This window comes from Rhodococcus sp. YL-1 (assembly GCF_001942025.1).
GTDB lineage: Bacteria > Actinomycetota > Actinomycetes > Mycobacteriales > Mycobacteriaceae > Rhodococcus_F > Rhodococcus_F qingshengii.
Genome location: NZ_CP017299.1, coordinates 386,991 through 406,100 on the forward strand (window position 1 = coordinate 386,991; position 19,110 = coordinate 406,100).

At 61.8% G+C, this 19,110-nt stretch carries 18 protein-coding genes; 11 read left to right on the plus strand and 7 right to left on the minus strand.

All coding sequences use genetic code 11. The features are described 5' to 3' along the window. The first annotated feature begins 23 nt into the window (after nt 1-23). From BH682_RS01855 to BH682_RS01900, 10 genes are all read left to right on the plus strand, one after another. Nucleotides 24-896, plus strand: coding sequence for an alpha/beta fold hydrolase (locus BH682_RS01855; protein WP_019746500.1), 873 nt, complete (start codon nt 24-26; stop codon nt 894-896). Nucleotides 897-1,005: 109 nt separating this feature from the next. Beyond that, a complete protein-coding gene (locus BH682_RS01860; protein ID WP_019746501.1) occupies nt 1,006-1,962 on the plus strand; it encodes an NAD(P)-dependent oxidoreductase in 957 nt (318 codons plus the stop codon). A 204-nt stretch (nt 1,963-2,166) separates the two neighbouring features. Beyond that, complete coding sequence (locus tag BH682_RS01865) at nt 2,167-3,150, plus strand: ABC transporter substrate-binding protein (protein WP_007731624.1); 984 nt, start codon at nt 2,167-2,169, stop codon at nt 3,148-3,150. Further along, nucleotides 3,147-4,010, plus strand: a complete 864-nt coding sequence (locus tag BH682_RS01870; RefSeq protein WP_007731623.1) for an ABC transporter ATP-binding protein — start codon at nt 3,147-3,149, stop codon at nt 4,008-4,010. The genes BH682_RS01865 and BH682_RS01870 overlap by 4 nt, the downstream gene beginning before the upstream one ends. Beyond that, complete coding sequence (locus BH682_RS01875; protein ID WP_019746502.1) at nt 4,007-4,843, plus strand: ABC transporter permease; 837 nt, start codon at nt 4,007-4,009, stop codon at nt 4,841-4,843. Before BH682_RS01870 ends, BH682_RS01875 begins: the two co-directional genes overlap by 4 nt. Before the next feature lie 13 nt (nt 4,844-4,856). Further along, nucleotides 4,857-5,642 (plus strand): class II aldolase/adducin family protein, encoded by a 786-nt coding sequence (locus BH682_RS01880; protein WP_075831879.1) that lies wholly within the window; start codon nt 4,857-4,859, stop codon nt 5,640-5,642. Nucleotides 5,643-5,792: 150 nt separating this feature from the next. After that, complete coding sequence (locus BH682_RS01885) at nt 5,793-6,803, plus strand: NAD(P)/FAD-dependent oxidoreductase (protein ID WP_007731607.1); 1,011 nt, start codon at nt 5,793-5,795, stop codon at nt 6,801-6,803. A 3-nt stretch (nt 6,804-6,806) separates the two neighbouring features. Next, on the plus strand, nt 6,807-7,127 hold the full coding sequence (locus BH682_RS01890; protein WP_007731605.1) for a DUF362 domain-containing protein: 321 nt from the start codon (nt 6,807-6,809) through the stop codon (nt 7,125-7,127). Next, on the plus strand, nt 7,127-7,951 hold the full coding sequence (locus tag BH682_RS01895) for an alpha/beta fold hydrolase (protein ID WP_007731603.1): 825 nt from the start codon (nt 7,127-7,129) through the stop codon (nt 7,949-7,951). Before BH682_RS01890 ends, BH682_RS01895 begins: the two co-directional genes overlap by 1 nt. A 167-nt stretch (nt 7,952-8,118) precedes the next feature. After that, nucleotides 8,119-9,021: an IclR family transcriptional regulator gene (locus BH682_RS01900; RefSeq protein ID WP_007731601.1), complete on the plus strand. Its 903-nt coding sequence runs from the start codon at nt 8,119-8,121 to the stop codon at nt 9,019-9,021. Nucleotides 9,022-9,032: 11 nt separating this feature from the next. Here BH682_RS01900 and BH682_RS01905 read toward each other — a convergent pair whose 3' ends face one another. From BH682_RS01905 to BH682_RS01925, 5 genes are all read right to left on the minus strand, one after another. Next, nucleotides 9,033-10,556, minus strand: a complete 1,524-nt coding sequence (locus tag BH682_RS01905; protein ID WP_075831881.1) for an AMP-binding protein — start codon at nt 10,554-10,556, stop codon at nt 9,033-9,035. 15 nt (nt 10,557-10,571) lie between these two features. Then, nucleotides 10,572-11,519 carry a quinone oxidoreductase family protein gene (locus tag BH682_RS01910; protein ID WP_075831883.1) on the minus strand — a complete coding sequence of 316 codons (948 nt, stop codon included), beginning with the start codon at nt 11,517-11,519 and terminating at the stop codon, nt 10,572-10,574. Nucleotides 11,520-11,569: 50 nt separating this feature from the next. Continuing rightward, on the minus strand, nt 11,570-13,906 hold the full coding sequence (locus BH682_RS01915; protein ID WP_223304517.1) for a CaiB/BaiF CoA-transferase family protein: 2,337 nt from the start codon (nt 13,904-13,906) through the stop codon (nt 11,570-11,572). Between the two features lie 119 nt (nt 13,907-14,025). After that, entirely contained in the window at nt 14,026-14,997 is a 972-nt protein-coding gene (locus BH682_RS01920) for an ABC transporter substrate-binding protein (protein ID WP_075831887.1), read from the minus strand. Between the two features lie 26 nt (nt 14,998-15,023). Beyond that, entirely contained in the window at nt 15,024-15,815 is a 792-nt protein-coding gene (locus BH682_RS01925; RefSeq protein ID WP_064112125.1) for an enoyl-CoA hydratase/isomerase family protein, read from the minus strand. Between the two features lie 191 nt (nt 15,816-16,006). On the opposite strand from BH682_RS01925, the gene tgt reads away from it, so the two are divergent. Next, a complete protein-coding gene (gene tgt, locus BH682_RS01930) occupies nt 16,007-17,296 on the plus strand; it encodes a tRNA guanosine(34) transglycosylase Tgt (RefSeq protein WP_007731594.1) in 1,290 nt (429 codons plus the stop codon). Here tgt and BH682_RS01935 read toward each other — a convergent pair. Together BH682_RS01935 and BH682_RS36610 are read right to left on the minus strand one after the other, a co-directional pair. Then, nucleotides 17,287-18,021, minus strand: coding sequence for a queuosine precursor transporter (locus BH682_RS01935; RefSeq protein ID WP_087503824.1), 735 nt, complete (start codon nt 18,019-18,021; stop codon nt 17,287-17,289). The two genes, tgt and BH682_RS01935, sit on opposite strands and share 10 nt — an antisense overlap. Nucleotides 18,022-18,138: 117 nt before the next feature. Next, entirely contained in the window at nt 18,139-19,104 is a 966-nt protein-coding gene (locus tag BH682_RS36610; RefSeq protein WP_223304518.1) for a hypothetical protein, read from the minus strand. Nucleotides 19,105-19,110 lie beyond the last annotated feature (6 nt).

A 19,110-nucleotide genomic window follows, 5' to 3' on the forward strand; every position in this document is an offset into this window, starting at 1 on the left:
CTTCAGTAAAGGAAGTTTCTCTGATGACAATCTGGAACGAACTTGCCGGGCTCGATTTCGAGTTGACGACCGTCGACGCCGGCGGTGTGCCCACGCGCTCTCTGCAGGCAGGATCCGGTGACGAGGCCGTGATCTTCCTGCACGGCACCAGCGGACACCTCGAGGCATTTGCACGCAATATTGCACCGCACGCCGAGTCTTACCGGGTTCACGCGATCGACATGCTCGGCCATGGTTACACCGGCAAGCCTGACTACCCGTACGAGATTCCGCGCTACGTCGAGCATTTGGTGAACTACCTCGACGCGGTCGGACTGGACCGTGTGCACTTGGTGGGTGAAAGCCTCGGTGGTTGGGTCGCTGCCTACCTGGCCAGCGAGCAGCCCGAACGTGTTCTGTCGCTGCAGTTGCTGGCAGCAGGCGGAACAGTCGCGAACCCGGTAGTCATGGAGCGCATCAAGACGTCGACCGCGAAGGCCGTCCAGAGTGACGACATCGAATTGACCCGCGCACGTATGCAGTTGCTCATGCATGATCCCGCCGATGCAACCGAGGAATTGGTTCAGGCTCGTCACCGGATCTACCATCAGCCTGACTTTGTCGCCAACATCCACAACCTCCTTTCCCTGCAGGAGATGGAGGTTCGCCAGCGGAACCTGCTGCGCCCGGATCGAATGGCACTCATCAAGGCGCCGACTCTTGTGGTCTGGGGTCAGGAAAATCCGTTCGGTGATGTTCCGGAAGCGAAGAAGATGGCCGAGGATATTCCGGGCGCTCAGCTCGAACTCTACTCGGAGTGCGGTCACTGGCCGCAGCACGAGCAGGCAGCGAAGTACAACCCGCTGAGCCTCGAGTTCTTGGCAAAGGCATCAGCCAGCGCGAAGGCAGCTATCTGAGAAGTTCCTGCCAAATATGCTGCTGCGTAATGGAGCCGGTCTCTCGATTGGGAGGCCGGCTTCCGCGTTTTCGAAGGTACAGTCATCGTCTTACAGCGAAGGAGTTCTCGTGAAGAAAGTACTTCTGCTGACGGCCGACGCCGACAACGGACTCGGTACCGCAATCCGTGACGCTGTCAGGGGTGAGGCGGAGGTAGTTCGATTACCTGAGCGCACCACGGGGGCGCTCCGTGCGGAGTTGCCGACATGCGACGTCGTGGTGGGGGACTGGAGTGGTGATCTGCCACTGGGCAAGGAGGAAGCAGAGCTCGGCCGGAATGTGCTCCTCGTCCAACAGCCTGGTGCCGGAACCAATTTCATCGATGCCGAAGCCTGGCGCGCCGCCGGAGTTCCGGTGGCGAATACTCCCGGTGCAAACGCGAACTCGGTTGCGGAGTGGGCAGTGCTCGCGGCAGGTGTGTTGTGCCGCTCCATGTTCTGGGCGCACAACGAGGTTACCGATGGTCGATGGCCACAGGAATCCATCCTGACGCGCGATTGCCGCGATCTGGCGCAGCGCCGGGTCGGCGTCGTAGGTGTTGGTTCGATCGGCCGCCGGTGTGCAGAATTGTTTGCCGCCTTCGGTTGCGACGTCTATGTCACCGCGCGTTCGAGACCGCGTGACACTGTGGCTGCGACGTTTGTGTCACTCGACGAGTTACTGCCTCTCGCGGATGTCCTGGTGCTGGCCGTCCCGCTTACGGAATCAACTCGGGGACTGATCAATTCCCATCGAGTTGCGCAGTTGCCCACCGGAGCGATCGTGGTCAATGTGGCGCGCGGCGCTGTCGTCGACGACGCGGCATTGGCGCGTGCCTTGCGTTCCAGGCATGTCGGCGGCGCTGCCCTCGATGTGTTCGACGTTGAACCACTACCGATTTCGAGCCCGCTCCGTGGATTCGATTCGACCCTCCTGAGCCCGCACGTCGCCGGCGGCAGCGCCGGAGCGCGTGCGTCGATCTATTCGATGACGGCGCAGAATGTCGCCAGTGCGCTGCGCTCGCAGACAATTCGGTGGACATTGTGATTCGGTGGACATTGTGATCGAGGGCCGTGTTACCGAAGTATTTCGGTCCGCACGTTCCTCCAGGCGCAGTGTTTCGCCGAGGTAAGTTCCTGTCCCCGGTCCGCACGGTGGACCCGGTTGGTTCTCGGGTGTAGGTACACACAGCTAGGTTTGCTCTCCACGACCCGCAACTGCGGCACAGATCACAAACAAAGGTGTGAGTAGATGGCCTCGCTGTCAAAGTTTGGAAGGACTGCTCTTGTTTCGGCTGCGCTGCTGCTGACCGTTGCAACCGGCGCATGCAGCCGCCCGGCGACGCAAAGCACAGCTGATTCTGCCGGAAGTGGACCACTGCGTATCGCAGTCGGAATCGATGCTTCCTACGCTCCGTTCTTCGTAGCGGATCAGGAAGGCATGTTCGACGCTGCCGGTTTGGACGTCGAACTCGTCCAGTTCGGTCGTGGTGGCGAGGCCGTCGACGCACTCTCGACCGGGCAGGTCCAGATCGCCGGTAGCTCCGATACGACAACGATCGCCCAGTTGCGTCAGAATCCGTCGTTGCGCGCGATGTACTCGTACGAGGCGTCGGGTGACTACATCAAGGTCGTGCTGCGTAACGGTGTCGACTCACCGGCTGCGATCAAGAAGATGGGCATCGTCCCGGGTCTCAGCCAGATTTCGACGGACAAGTACCTCGCTGCCAACTCCATTGCCCCCGGTTCGGTCGAGATGATCTCGGCGACCCCGACGGACATGCCCGCACTGCTCAGTCGCGGCGACATCGACGGGTTTGTCCTGTGGGAGCCGTGGCCGGCCACCGCCCTGGATCAGGGAACCGGCCACGTGGTGGCAGTAACCGGAGACTACGGCTGGTTCTATCATCATTGGGCGATCACGACGGCTCCGTGGTTGTCGGCCAACGAAGAGACAGCGCGAACCGTCGCGAAGGTGCTCGACGAGGCAACGCGCAAGGTCGAGTCGGATCCGGGCGTGGCAGCGTCCGCGACCAAGGCGGCTGTGAACGTCAGCGAGGATCAGACTATTGCCGCGGTGGACGAGATCGACTTCGCCGTGGTGAATCTCGAAGCTGCGGATGTCGAGTCGGCTCAGTCGATCGTAGATTTCTACAAGTCGATCGGTGTTCTCAGCGACCAGCCGGATCTCGAATCGGCAATGCTTCTGGATTGGTACAAGGATGGTGCACAGTGAGTATCGCAACAAGTGGTTCAACGACCAGCTCGACGAATAGCGCGGGGACAGCCGGCCCCGGCAAGAAGAACACCGGTGTTGCCATCGACGTGGTCGACCTCGGAATCAGCTTCGGCGCGGCGGAGATCGTCGCCGGAATCGACATGCACGTGCAGCCAGGTGAATTCGTCTGTCTGCTCGGTCCGAGTGGCTGCGGCAAGTCGACGCTGCTGTCGTCCATGGCCGGCTTCGTGGAACCCAGCGCCGGCGAGATCGTGTGCGACGGAGATGTCGTCGCCGGCAGTAACCGCCACGCCGGCATGGTGTTTCAGAGCTCCGAAGCGTTGTTCGAATGGATGACCGTGAGCCAGAACGTGGCCTACGGCCCCAGGATGCGTGGAGCGAACCGCAGCGAGCAGGCGAGTATCGCGGCCGAGTACCTCGCGATGGTCGGCTTGCCCCACGCGGGTGCGAAGTTCCCCTCGCAGCTGTCCGGCGGTATGCGGCAACGTGTTCAGATCGCACGAGTTCTTGCCAACCAGCCGTCGTTGGTTCTCATGGACGAGCCGTTCGGTGCGTTGGACGCTCAGACTCGTCAGGTTCTGCAGACCGAACTCGACCGTATCTGGCGGCACACCCGCTGCACCGTGGTATTCGTGACTCACGATATCGACGAGGCACTGACGTTGGCTGACCGTGTGATCGTGATGTCGGCCGGCCCGCGGGCCCGGATCAAGAGCGTCTACGAGGTCAATGCGGCTCGTCCGCGAGACCGCAACGATCCCGAGGTGATCGAGCTCTACGAGAAGCTGCGGGACGACATTCGGGCAGAAGTGGTTGCGTCGCTGCGGAACCAAGGCATTGAGGAGGACGAGCTGTGACGGCTGTAGTGACCGGTGGTTCAGCCGGTGTGAGAACAGCGAAGGTGGCGGAGACAAAAAAGCGTTCGTCGGCGCGGCGATCCAAGATTGTCAAAGCGACGCTGATGTATGCAGCCTCAGCGGCAATCGGTTTGGGCATCTGGTCGTTCCTGGCGTGGTGGTACGGGCCGACCACCATTGCATCACCGGCCGAAGTATGGTCGGCGGCACAGGAACTGTGGGAGAGCGGCGTTCTGTGGTCGTCGATCACCGCATCGGGTCAGCGAATTCTCATCGGCTGGTTCCTGGGTGTCGTGATCGGTGCTCCCGTCGGAATTCTGATGGGCCGCATTTCCATCGTGCGACAGCTCCTCGATCCGTACATCGAGTTCTTCCGGTTCATTCCGCCTATTGCGTTTGTCACTCTCGCCGTCGTCTGGTTCGGCATCGGTGAGACGTCGAAGGTTGTTCTGATCTTCTACACCTCGGTATTCATCGTCACGGTCAGCACGATTGCCGCGACTGTAGCGATCAGCGAGAACAAACTGCAGGCAGCGGCAAATCTTGGTGCCAACAAACTTCAGATCATGAAGACGGTGGTCTTGCCGTCGTCGATCCCCGGCATCGTCACGGGCGCTCGCCTGGCGATGGGCAACAGCTTCCTCACCATCGTGTCGGCGGAGATCGTCGCCGCCGACCAGGGTATCGGTTCGATGATCTGGCAGGCTCGAAACTACGGCCGGATCGACTGGACGTTCGTCGGCATCATCGTCCTGGGCATCATGGGCTTCATCTTCGACCGGATTCTCCGCATTCTGTCCTCGCGGTACCTCGCCCGTTACGGCGTCAAATAGTCAGGAGCGCAGCATGAATCACCCGCTGAGCATTGCCGAGCAGGCCGGAATTCCGGGACCGCCCGAGTTCACCGATATCGAGAGTGAGCGGCGTCGTCGCAAGACCGCTGTCATCGGCGGGTATCGGATTTTGTCGAAATTCGGTTTGGACGAGGGAATCTCGGGACATATCACCGCCCGAGACCCAGAAGATCCGGAGACTTTCTGGACTGCGCCGTTCGGGCGGCACTTCTCCCAGGTTCAGCCGGAGGAATTGCTGCATGTGGCGTCGGACGGCGCGGTCATTTCCGGAGACGGACCGCTCAACCGAGCAGCGTTTGTCATCCACAGCAAGGTTCACGAGGCTCGTCCCGACGTCATCGGAGCTGTTCACGCTCACGGTTTGAACGGTAAGGCGTTCTCCTCGCTGCACACCCGCCTCACGCCGATCACTCAGGACGCGTGCGCCTTTCACGAGGATCACTCGATCTACGAGGAGTATCACGGGGTGGCGCTGGACGAAGAGGAGGGGATTCGCATCGCGGATGCCCTCGGATCGAACAAGGCCGTGATCCTCACCAACCACGGTCATCTGACCGTCGGAACTTCCGTGGAGAGCGCAGTGTGGTGGTATGTGTCGATGGAGCGGTCGATGCAGGCGGAGTTGACGGCGCGAGCCGCCGGTGATCCGCTTGTCCTGCACGAGAAGATCGCGGCGCAGACCTACGAAGCAGTCGGCACCGAGAAGGTGGGGTGGTTTGCGTACTCGACCATCATCCAGAAGATCGCAGCAGACGAACCCGAGGTATTCGCGCACTGAATTCTTCGCGCACTGAATTCCTGCGAACTTTGGGCCCGTCGACCGAGAGGTCGGCGGGCCCTTTTCGTGTTGTCCCGCAACTGTTACCGAGGTCTGTTGAGCGGACCGGTTTCATTTGCGTGAGTCCGTCGGCGCAATACCGTATCGAGTGTGAACAAAACGTCTTCCACGGCGACCGACAACGAGATCGGCGTCGATATTCTGATCATTGGTGCCGGCCCCGCCGGGCTGTACGGCGCGTACTACGCAGGCTTCCGCGGCCTCTCGGTTGCCGTGATCGATGCCCTTGCGGAACCGGGGGGACAGGTCAGTGCGATGTACCCGGAGAAGGCGATCCTCGACATCGCGGGATTCCCTTCGGTCAAGGGACGCAACCTCATCGAGGGTTTGATGGCGCAGGCTGCCCCGTTCGATCCGGTGTACCTTCTGGGCATGCAGGCTCGTGAGCTGTCGCATGACGACGACGGCCGGGTGCGGATCACCACCAGCACGGGCCAGGTCGTGGTGGCCGGCGCGGTTGTCATCACCGGCGGCATCGGAACCTTCACCCCGCGTCCGTTGGCGAAGGGTTCGGAGTTCATGGATCGGGGGCTGAGTTACTTCGTCCCGGATTTGTCGGCGCACACCGGGAAAGACGTTGTCATCGTCGGTGGCGGCGACAGCGCGTTCGACTGGGCCGTTCACCTGGAACCGATTGCCAAGTCCGTCACCCTGGTTCACCGGCGAGATCGTTTCCGCGCGCACAAATCCACAGTCGCCAAGGTGCAGGAAAGCAGTGTCCAGGTTCTCGTCAACGCCGATGTCTCGGCGGTACGTGGAAACGGGTGGATCGGCGAGGTCGACATCACCCACAAACAAGACAAGAGCACGTCCACGCTGCTCGCTCAATCCGTCATCGCTGCATTGGGATTCACGGCCGACCTCGGTCCGATGATGGAGTGGGGAATCGAGATCGACAATCGCCACATCGCGGTGAACACACGGATGGAGACGAATGTTCCGCGTGTGTATGCCGCCGGGGACATCACGGACTATCCCGGCAAGGTCCGCTTGATCGCCGTCGGTTTCGGCGAGGCCGCGACTGCGGTGAACAACGCTGCGGCAGTGCTGGATCCGGAAGCAGAAATCTTCCCTGGACACTCCACCGAACAGGAGAGCTAGGCAATGGCATTTGTCATCGGTGAAGCATGCATCGACTACACGGACCGATCATGCATGGAAGAATGCCCCGTGGATTGCATCTACGAGGGTGATCGCAAGCTCTACATCAACCCGAACGAATGCATCGATTGCGGCGCTTGCGAATTGGCCTGCCCGGTGGAGGCGATCACCGTCGACCGGAAAGCAGACCCGGATTTCAAGGAAGACAACAAGCGCTTCTTCCTCGAGGTCTTGCCTACCCGTAGCGAGCCCGTCGGAAATCCGGGTGGTTCGGCAAAGATCGACATCGTCGGCGTCGATACCCCGATGGTTGCGGCGTTCTGATGGCTGGCGGCCTGCAACTCGGATACGTTGATTCGTCTTTCGGGCAATTGCATTACGCGCAGCAAGGTTCGGGTGAGGCGATTCTCCTGCTTCATCAGGCGCCCCGGTCGTGGGACGAGTTCCGCGAGTTCATTCCACTCCTTGCCGACGACTTCCGCGTTGTCGCGATGGACATGCCGGGGTACGGCAACAGTGCTCCGGTGCCCGGCCCGCAGACCATCGAGACCTATGCGCGAGGCGCGTGGGAATTGCTCGACACCCTGGGCGTCGATCGAGTCACGGTCATCGGTCACCACACCGGTGCGGCAGTGGCGCTCGAGATGGCGGCATCACGCCCCGAGAGGGTGCACGCTGCCGTGCTCTCGTCGTGCCCGTGGACCGACCGCAACTACCGCGAGGGGCACTCGGGACCCGGTGGGATCGACTGCGTCGACCGGGCCGCAGACGGTAGCCATCTGACCAGGCTGTGGGAGATGCGTCGCCCCTACTACCCCGAACCAGGCACCGCACTGCTCGACAGGTTCATCCGAGACGCGCTTGCCTACCGGGTAGATCCGGCGGAGGGGCACAAAGCCTGCGCCCGCTACGTCATGGAGGCGAGAGTCGGTTCGGTGACTGCGCCGGTTTTGCTGATCGGCGCGCAGAAGGATCCCTTCTCGATGCCTAACATTGCGCCGTTACGTGCACACCTGACGGGTGCGGCAGTGGTGGAAACGGAGATCGTCGAATCGGGGACCGTCGCACTCGTCGAGGAGCACGCTCCGCAGATTGCATCCGCCGTCCGCATGTTTCTGGAGAATTACGCAGGTAGGCGCCCCGTGTAAACTCTGCGGGACGGGTTCACTGAGCGGACCGTGTGGCGTGCGTCTCATCGTGTCGTCACCATAGTGTCAGTCTCGAAGCACCTGCACCTAACGAGGACCCCGACCGATCTCGGTCGTTGTGGCACTCGGTCTCGGCAGGCTGTCACAGATCGTTCAGGAGGACACTCATGGCCGCTCCACAACAATCCGTCGGGTTCGGATCCGTACTACCCATCGCGTCGGAAACGACCGCTGCATCGCAGCCTGCAGGTGAACTGTCCTCGGTCCTGGGCAAGGCTCGAATGATCTTGGACGCTTTCGACACCGACCACAGTGACCTGTCTCTGACGGAGCTCACCCGGCGCAGTGGGGTCGCGAAAGCGACGGTTCACCGGTTGGCCGGCGAGCTGGTCGAGTGGGGATTGCTCGAGCGCGCGGGTACCAAGTACCGGCTCGGCCTGCGATTGTTCGAGCTGGGCCAATTGGTGCCGCGTCAGCGGATTCTGCGCGACGCGGCGCTGCCGTACATGGAGGACCTACTGCTGGCGACGCAGGAGACGGTTCACTTTGCGGTTCGTGACGGCATCGACGTCCTCTACATCGAGAAGATCATCGGACACCGCGGGCTCAATCAGCAGTCGCGGGTGGCCGGTCGGCTCCCGCTGTACTGCACCGCCACCGGCAAGATCATCCTTGCCTTCTCCCCGCAATCGGTCTTCGACGAGGTAGTCGAGCAGGGTTTCACCGCCTTGACCAGTCGAACGACGATGTCCGTCAGCGTGCTGCGCCAGCAAACCGAGCGGATGCGTAAGGAACAACTCGCGGTGGAGGTCGAGGAGACACGGCTCGGGTACATGAGCGTCGCAGTGCCGGTGTTCAGCGGCCCGCGCACTCTGGCCGGCGCGTTGTCTGTGACAGCGCCGACGGCTCGCCTCAACGTCAGCCGCATCACCGGGGCCCTGCGCACTGCCGGCGCCGGAATCACCCGAAAACTTCATGCCATGAAGTGCACACATTCGCCGAGCGACCCGCTGGCTCTGCGCACGATCTGCAGTCCGGTGATGTGTTCGTTCAACGGTTGCGGCAAGTAGCGAGGCGCGGTCTATCGCCGGGCGCGGAACACGCTCTTCTCGCAGTCCCAGGTGTGTGGGCCGACGCCCCTCTCACGTAGCACTGCTTTCTGTACCTTGCCGGTTTCGGTGAGTGGCAACGTGTCCACGACGTCGATGTACCGGGGAAGTGCAAAGTACGGCAGCTGTTGCTGGGAGAACTCCAGAATCGAAATGGGGTCGAAAGATACTCCGGGGCGCAGTATTACAGTTGCCATGACGTCGTCCTCGGCCAGATCCGACGGTACCGGGAAGACGGCAACCTGACCGACCGACGGATGCAACGCCAGAACGGTTTCCACTTCGGCCCCGGAAATATTTTCACCGCGGCGCCGAATCACGTCTTTGATGCGATCGACAAATCGGAACCAGCCGTCTGCTTCCCGAATCACCCTGTCACCGGTCTGTATCCAACTCTCCGTCGCCGGAATCTCCTCGCCCAGATAGCCCAGTGAACAGGCGCCGGGGATCGTGCTGCGGACCACCAGTTCGCCGGGCTCCCCGTCTGCGGCAGCAGTACCGTCGTTGACGACTGCGGCGTCGTAGCCACTCATCACCCGCCCCATGTACCCGGCCCGCCGATCTCCCGGAAGTGTGCCGATCACGAGATTGGTTTCGGTACTTCCGAATCCGTCCACGAGTTCTACACCGAATCTCTGGGCAAACGGTTCGATCAGATGAGCCGGCGTTGCGGGGGCAAGTGCCACGTGGACGCTGTGCTGTCGGTCTTGCGGCGATGGGTCCGCGTTCATCAACATGGCCACCATCGCACCCAGCAGGTAGTCGACAGTTGCGCCGATCTCGCGAACTTCGCGCCAATGATTGCGGACCGAAAAGCGTTGTCCCAGGAAAAAAGTAGACCCGGCCCAAAGGGACTGAACAAAGGCATTGAGAGCATTGGTGTGAAACAGCGGCAGGCAGTTGTACAGCACATCGTCCCCGGTGAGCCCGAGTGAGGCGCCGACGCCTTTGCCCCACTGCAGGAACTGCGCGTGCGGGCATCGGACGCCTCGGGGCAGACCGGTGGTGCCGGAGGTGAAGAGTATCGCGGCCAGGTCGAGCGGATCGAGGGTCTCGGGCTCACAGCCCGGATGCGAACCGGCAGTGGGGACGCACTGTTCACCCATGACCCACACGGTGCCGTCGAATCCGGCTACAGCGCCTGAGTATTCGGGTGAAACCAGGATCCGTTGTACACCAGCCTGTTCGAGTGCGCTGGCAACACTGTCGGCTCGGAGGGCCGTATTGAGTGGGACGACAACCGCACCGATCCACACGCATCCGAGAACAAGGTCTGCCAGTTCGATCCTGTTGCCGGACAGTGCCGCCACGCGCTCCCCACGGCCGACACCGTGATTACGGAGATCCGCCCCAATCGACGCTGCACGATCCCGCAATTCACGGTAGGTGACCGTGATCCCGTCGACGACGAGCGCCGGGTGCTCCGGACGCTCCAAAGCTCGCCTCCGGATCAAATCCGGAAGCGAGCGCGGAATGGCATGTGCGTCGTGGGGCATGGGTAATTGTATCCCTCAGGGTACGACGACGGCCCGGCCGGCAACCTTGCCCTCACCCATCAACTGCAGTGCCGTTGCGATGTCATCCAGCGGAAACTCCTGCACTGCAACGGAAATCTTGCGTTCGATGAGCAGCCGGATCATTTCAGGTGCCAGTTCGGCTTGCCGGGCAGTCTTGCGAATCATGTTGACGGGCAGGATCCGGACATCGCTGAGCAACCAGTTCGGCAAGTCCAGGGTGAGGCTCTTACCCAAGGTATATCCGATCAGGGCAGCCCGGCCACCGGGGACAACACTCGCCAGAAGGTGCGGCAAGCCGTCGCCGCCAAGCGTGTCGATCACGGCGTCGACGGAAGGCTCGGATCCCAGCACTCCGGCAAGTTCGTCGCCTTGCCCGACGACGGGACGCACACCCTCCGGAAGCAAGGCAGCCTGATCTTCGCGCGGTACAACACCGATTACCTCGGACGCTCCGGCAAGCAGAGCGAACTGTGCTGCCATCGATCCGACAGCGCCGGATGCTCCGGCGACAACAACTCGTTCGCCGGGAGCGACGGCTGCAATGTCGTTGACGGCAACATAGCCGGTTGTGCTGGGCAGGAAGAAGGTTGCGGCGACGGCCGGCGACAGTGCGGGATCAAAGGGTGTGAACGCCTTGTCTGCCGCTACCAGATACTCAGCCCAGCAACCGTTCTTGAACAGGCCGACTCCGCCGCCTCGGACCAGAAGGCGGGTGCCAGGCTCATAGGTGTCGGATTCGATTACCGTCGCCGCTCCGTCTGTTCCACCGATATGTGGCAGGTTCGGCTTGACTCCGAAGTTTCCGCTCGCGACGGTGATGTCGAGATGGCCGAGCGCGGCAGCGTCGATGCGCACGAGCGTCTGACCGGATTCACGTGTGGGAATGTCGATGTCGTCGATGACCGGTGAAGTGCCGAACTGATGGAGTCGGGCCGCGCGCATTGTGTCTCCTAGTAGCGATCTGTGAATGGATGTACTGAATATGAGTGCGGTCAGGACAGGATCGACTGGTCGCGAAGTCCGGCGATCAGTTCGTCGCTGTATCCGAGCACCGACTCGAGGACGTCGTCGGTGTCCGCGCCCAGCACCGGCGCAGCGCGTCGGATCGAGCCGGGTTCGGAGTTCCGGCGAACGGGGATGCCTTCGTGGAGGAATGTTCCGGCGAGGGGATGTTCCTGTGCCGAATAGAAACTGCGTGCCCGAAGATGTGGATCGCTCTCGACCAGGTCGCGTCCGTCCTGGACGGTGCCGGCCGCGATACCCGCCGATTGCAAGCGTTCCATGACGGTTTCGGGTGACAGAGTCCTGGTCCAGTCGGCGATGGCGTCGTCGATACGTTCGTGATCGGCTTGGCGGCTTTCTGCACTCGCGAAGTCAGGATTGCCGATCCATTTCTCTGCTTCGATGATGCGGCACAATGCATTCCATTCCGTGGTATCGCGAACGGCAATCGAGCACCACCGGTCGCTGCCGAGGCACGGGTACACGCCGTGTGGTGCCAGTTCGTGATGGCTGTTGCCGATCGGATCGGGGGACTGTGACCGGGCGGCTCGGAGAACGCTGGTACCCATGTGCGCTGTCATGGCTTCGAGTTGTGACAGGTCTACGTGCTGTCCCCGGCCGGTCCGGTCGCGGTAGTCGAGGGCTGCCAGCATCGCGACGCCGGCTTGCAGTCCGGCGACGATGTCGCCATGGCCGTAGATGACTCCGACAACGTCATCGGCGTTCCAGCCGGTCAGTGCGGTCAAACCGGTACTTGCCGAAACGATGTCGGCATACGACACCCAGTCCTTGCGAGGACCGGTGTGACCCATCCCGGACATCGACACGTAGATGATGTCCGGGTTGAGCTCCCGGAGTTGTTCGTAGCCGAGCCCCATCTTGTCCATGACCGACGAGCTGAAATTCTCGACCACGACGTCGGAGTTCCTGATCAGGTCGCGCAGTACCGAAAGGCCCTCTGCGGATCGGGTATCGAGTGTGATGCTGCGCTTGTTTCGGTTGACGTCGTTGAAGTACCCGCTGGTGTTCGGATTGTCGTGCGGTCCTCGCGAGAGATGCATGAACGGTGCAAAGCGAGTCGGGTCCGGGCGTCCGATCGATTCGACCTTGATGACATCGGCACCGTGGTCGGCAAGGATTCTGGTGCCGTACGGGCCCGCCAACACCCACGTGAGATCCAGGACGCGGACACCTTCGAGGCTGGGCGTGCTGCCACCGCTGAACTCGTGGGTTTCGTTCACTGCCACAGGCGAGGTGGCCTTCAAGAGTTCCTGATGCTGGCCCAACCGGGCAGCCTCGAGCGTTCCGATGCGCCGGCCTTCGGGGAAAGCGAAGCCGAACCCGAGATCGCGGTAGGTACCGTGATCTCCGGTCACGTCGGTGAAGAAGTCCCGGTCGTTGAGTTGCGGGTTACGCAGCAGTTCTTCGGGCCGGTCGACCGCTGCCCACGGCAACTTGCGTGACTGCGCGCTGACCGCGAATTCTTCCTTCGGCCACTTCGCGATGAAGGCGGACAGAACGTCGAAAATGTGTTCCTGATGCGTCTTTCGGTAGACCGCGTCGGACCACTCCGGTTGATCGAGATCGTCCTGAGCATCGTTGTCGATCAGCCAGGCCAGCATGCCGTCCCACATGCGGGGGCTACCGCCGAGGCCGCCACCGACATAACCGTCGGCGGCCTGGAACAGTCCGTGCGGAACGAGCGGATGTACCCGGCCCGGACGCGGTGGTACGCGGTCCTCGTGAATGTAGGCAAGAGTGCCCGCTTCCAGCGCGGCGGCAACACATTCCTGAGCGCTGATCTCCAGCAACGGGTTGTGGCCCTTGGATCGCGAACGCAGTCCGAGAAGCACGCCGATTGCGGCATTGATTCCGGCGAGCTGCTCAGCCTGGAGTTCGGGGAGCAGCAGTGGAGGGTGCTCGGGATCGCCGACCTGGGCCATCATCCCGCCGAGTGCCGCGACGGTCAGATTTGTTGCCTTCCAGTCACTTCGCGGTCCGGTTGTGCCGAAGGGTGTCACTCGTACGTGAACGAGAGATCCTCGGTTGTCGCGTAGAGCGCCGGTCGCGCTGCCGTCGAGCAGGACGTCGGCACTGCGCAGCAGTGCTTCGAAAGCGAGGCGATCGTTGCTGTCGTCGATATCGAGGACAACGGACTTCTTGCCCGCATGCCAATGCAAGTACGAATCACCCTGGGACTCGGTGCGACTGGGGTCACCGGTGGGTGGTTCTACCAGAATGACTTCGAAACCCAGCCCGACCAGGATGCGCCCGGCGAATCGCGCAAACGGACTGGAAATCTCTACGACCCGTACCGGGGGATGCACCACAACTACTCCGTTTCAATCGAAAGATATCGCCGAACCGACTGGTGTCGAACGTAGTTCTGCGGGCCGGTGGGCGACATGATTTCGGTCTGCCCACCGGACCCGTTCTCACTCTCCGCTCAGGCGGCGTTCTGCTCGACCCATCCCGAGAGCAGGACGGCCGACGGATCGATGTCCGCGGAGATCTTGCCCTGCTCGCGGAAGAATGCAACAAGTTCGTTTGCGCGCTCCACGTCGTCCTCGGTGAATCCGCGTCCACCGAAATCGATTTGGGTCACCCGGTCTGCGGCCTCGGCCGGGTCCATCTGGATAGACGCGGCAATTGCGGTTGCAGCCCGATCCGGATCCGAGTTCACGATTGCCGACGCTTCCGAGATCACCTTGAACACCTTGCCTGCGGTTTCTTCGTTCGCGGACAACCAGTTGTCCGAAGCGATGATCCATTGGGCGTACTTGGCGCCGAAGTCGCCGGTCGTGGCAACAACGCGCCCGCCGGTATTGACACTCTGCGTCACCCAGGGGTCGAAGGACAGGAAGCCGTCGATGTCACCGCGCGCCAGCAAAGCAGGCTGTTCGGGCGGGCTTGTGCTCACGAGTGTGACCGTCGTGGGGTCGATGCCGAGACTGGCCAGGTACTGGTTCGTGAAGTAGAGACCGATGCCGGGGAAGACGCCCATGGTCTTGATCGACTTCGGTTCGACGCCGTTCCTCAGTACAACCTGGAAGTACCGGTCGGATTCCTGAAATACGCCCAGCGCCCGCAGGCTCGGATTGGCGGCCATGACGGACAGTGCCGTCGAGTCGGCATTGCCGGAGAGTTCCGAAGTTCCGGCTACGACGTTCTGGGCGCCCGCCGCCCCGCCTTCCGTCTGGATGACCTGGACGTCGAGGCCGGCGGCCTCGAACATGCCCTCGTGGTCGGCCAGGAAAATCGGGGCGTACGACGGGTCTACACCCACCGCGATCCGTACCAGGCCACCACTTTCCGCGGAGTTGTCGGTAGCGGGCCGGGTGCATCCGCTGACCGCGATCGTCAGGGCGGCGAGAGAAGCGACTGCGCCCACCCATTTCTTCTGAAATTTGTTGAGCATGATGGCCTCTCGGTAAATGGGAGCTGTCAGCGTCCCGTGAAGGTGGGGGACCGCTTGTCGAGGAATGACTGAAGTCCCTCAGCAGCGTCGTCCGTCTTGATCAGGTCGAGCACTGCCTCGAATTCGAGATCCAGCGCTTGATCGAGCGGCAACGACATGCCCTCGTCGACAATGCGTTTGATCATTCCGATGGTGGCAGTGGGTTTCGTCGCGAGTTCGCGTGCGAGGTCAGCGCAATGCGCATCGAGGTCGGCGTCCGCAACGACGGTGTCGACCAGGCCGATATCGAGTGCATGCTCGGCGCTGAGGCGCTTGCCTTCGATCATGAGCACTTTGGCTCGGTGAGCCCCGATGAGGCGTGGAAGTCGCTGGCTGCCACCGGCACCCGGAAAAAGCCCAAGTCCGATCTCGGGGAAGCCGATGGTCGCCGACTGCGCCATGATGCGGAAGTCGCAGGCCAACGTCAGTTCTGCTCCGCCGCCGAGTGCGTGCCCGTTGATCTTCGCGACGACAGGTTTGGGAGCCGACTCGAGGATCCGCTGTACGTCGACCCACGGGCGCATCGCGCGCTGAGTTTCTTCCGTCAGCTCGCGCATCACGGTGATGTCCGCACCGGCGACGAAGAACCGTCCAGTGCCCGTCACGACAATGACGCGGACGGTCTGGTCCGACGCGAGTACCGGCAGTATCTCCAGAAGCTCGGCGATCATGCTGGGGTTGAATGCGTTGGCTGGAGGTTTGTCGATAGTCACGGTGGCAATCGAGTCTGTGACCTCGACGGTGACGAAGTTGTAGGTCTGGCCGGTCTGTCTCGTCAAGTGAGCTCCTGTCAGCGGGTTGGCGGGGTAAACCGGTCGAGCCGGGGGATGTGTAGTGGGAAGTATGGTGGGGACCCTCACGCGGCGGTACCGCTCGGGTTCGGTCAGTAGACCAATGCGGATGCTGATCGCGTAGGAACTTTCTTCGCTGTGATCACGGCGATATTTGCTCCTGTGACAGGATTGAGCCCGTGACTTCTGCAGTACCGACACCGCCCGCGCCCTCCGTCGACAAGCGTCCCGAGTCGATTTTCACGATAGGGACCAGGCTCGAGGACCGGCTCGGACGAACCGGAACCATCCACACACCGCACGGCGATATCGCGACGCCGTCGTTCGTGGCTGTCGGAACCAAGGCCACGGTCAAGGCCGTGCTGCCCGAGTCCATGAAGGAACTCGGTGCGCAGTCGTTGCTCGCCAATGCGTACCACCTGTACCTGCAGCCGGGCCCCGACATCGTCGACGAGGCCGGCGGGCTGGGCAAGTTCATGAACTGGGACGGGCCCACCTTCACCGACAGCGGTGGCTTCCAGGTGATGTCTCTTGGCGTCGGGTTCAAGAAGGTGCTCGCGATGGAGGCCGTCGGTGTGCAGTCCGACGACGTCATCGCGAAGGGCAAGGAGCGTCTCGCGACAGTCGACGACGAGGGCGTGACGTTCAAATCGCACCTCGACGGCAGTAAGCATCGCTTCACCCCCGAGGTGTCGATGCAGATCCAGCATCAGCTCGGCGCCGACATCATGTTCGCGTTCGACGAGCTCACAACGCTGCTCAACACCCGCGGCTACCAGGAGCGATCGGTCGAGCGCACGCAGGCGTGGGCGATCCGCTGTATCAATGAACACGAGAAGCTCACCGCCGAACGCGCTGACAAGCCCTATCAGGCTCTCTTCGGCGTGATCCAAGGCGCGCAGTACGAAGATCTGCGACGTCAAGCCTGCCGCGGACTCGAGTCGATCGAAGGCGAGAACGGATACGGCTTCGACGGCTACGGCATCGGCGGCGCCCTCGAGAAGCAGAACCTCGGAACGATCGTGCGTTGGTGTAACGAGGAACTACCCGAGAACAAGCCGCGTCATATGCTCGGCATCAGTGAACCGGACGACTTCTTCGTCGCAATCGAGAACGGCGCGGACACTTTCGACTGCGTCAACCCGTCGCGTGTTGCTCGCAATGCTGCGATTTACGTCCGCTCCGGCAGGTTCAACATCAACACCAGCCGATTCCGTCGTGACTTCACGCCTATCGACGACGAGTGCGACTGCTACACGTGCGCCAATTACACCCGCGCGTACATCCATCACCTCTTCAAGGCGAAGGAAATGCTCGCGTCGACGCTTTGCACCATCCACAACGAGCGATTCACCGTGAAGTTGGTCGACGACATCCGAGCCAGCATCGAAGGTGGGTATTTCCACGACTTCAAGGCAGACATGCTCGGAAAGTTCTACGCGGCGAAGACGCCTGCACCTCAGGCGTAGGTCGGTTCGCGCTTCTTCACGTATGCGATGGCGCGGTAGGTGATCGGCATGACCAGAACCTCGACAAGCGTCTTCCACAGGAAGCCGACCAGCACGTAGTTGATGAAGTCTTCCCATGTGCTGATGCCGATGACACCGGCCGCGATGGAACAGAAGATGAGGGTATCGGCGAATTCGCCGACGACGGTCGAGCCGATCAGTCGCGCCCAAAGATGCTTCTCCTGCATGCGCTTTTTCATCATGACCAGAACCAGTGAGTTCAGTAGCTGTCCGACGAGGTAGGCGGCCAAGCCCGCGACCAGTAGCCGGGGAATGACACCGACCACGGTTTCGAGGGCGGCCTGGTTCTCGTAGAACTCTGCCGACGGGAGTTGCACTGCAATCCAGAAGCACGCAGCGGCAAGAATCAGTGCGCCGAAGCCCAGGTAGATCGCGCGTCGGGTCGCTTTGAAGCCGTAGACCTCGCTGAGCACGTCACCGAGGACGTAGGCGAGCGGGAACAAGAAGAATCCACCATCGGTGATGATGGGCAGAATCTGCAAGGGACCGAGCGAGAAGTCGGAATCCGCAAAGAAGGCGACCCCCTTGGTCGCCGCCACGTTCGAGATCAGCAGCGTTGCGGTGAAGAGCGCGACGATCGTCGGGTAATAACCCCGGCTGACGTGCGCAAATTTGGTTTCGTGGGTCGATTCGTCTTGCTGATCCTGAGCTGTCACGTCCGTCATCCAAGCACCACAAGGCGCTCGGATGCGAGTTGGCGACCGTCCAGTTGCGCAGAACACACCGAAGGCCCTGCGGTTTCACGTGGAACCGCAGGGCCTTCGGTGATGCAAACGAACGGATCAGGCAGCTACATGGCCGCCGGTCAGCACGCGGTATGCGTAGGTGCTGGCGATCAACGCGACGGGCGCCGTCACCAGAAGACCGATTCCACACAGCAGCGCACCGACGATGTTGATACCGATCAGAGCGAGCGCCAGCAGGACCAACGTTCCGACGTTCGACGAGGTCAACGCGTAACTCGATTTGATGCCCGAAATCGCATCCTGATTCTTGTCCACGATGAAGGTCAGCGTGTAGTAGAGCAGGAACGCCGCGATGATGCCGGGAATGATGCAGAGAGCCAAACCGACGTAAGTTGCCACTGCTACCAGGAAACCGCCGAGAACAACTGCGCCGATGTTGGTGAATTGGAAGAAGGTGCCGAAAGCCGGCTTGATTCCATCCAGTTCGCTCAACGCTCCACGAAGGAATGCGGCTTGGATGATGTAGCCGACGATAGCGGTGACCAATCCACCCACGATCGACAGCGCGCTGAATTCGGTATTGGTGTAGTCGAAACCGTTGAAAGCGCCCTGGATCAGTCCGGCGATCAAGAACGCGATGATCGAGATTCCGATCCAAACCAATGCGTTGTCTTTGAACTTGTTCCAGCCGTAGGTAATTGCCGCACCCACAGAAAGCTGCGGTCCACCGAATCCTGCGCCGTAGTCGTTGGCGGGCGGCGGTGGGAAGTTACCGCCTCCGGGAGGTGGCGGGTATCCACCGGGCGGTGGGTAGTTGCCACCGGGAGGGGGATAGCTTCCACCCTGCGGAGGCGGCGGATATCCACCTGGCGGCGGGTAATTGCCACCTTGAGGAGGTGGGGGGTATCCACCAGGCGGCGGGTAGCTTCCGCCCTGCGGAGGCCCCGCCGGCGGGGGATAGCTCCCAGGAGGAGGCGTTCCCTGCTGGCCGTAGGGATCCTGGGGCGGGAATTGCTTTCCGTCCTCGGGATTCTGGTTGGGGTCGTGCCCACCGGTTGTCATATGCGC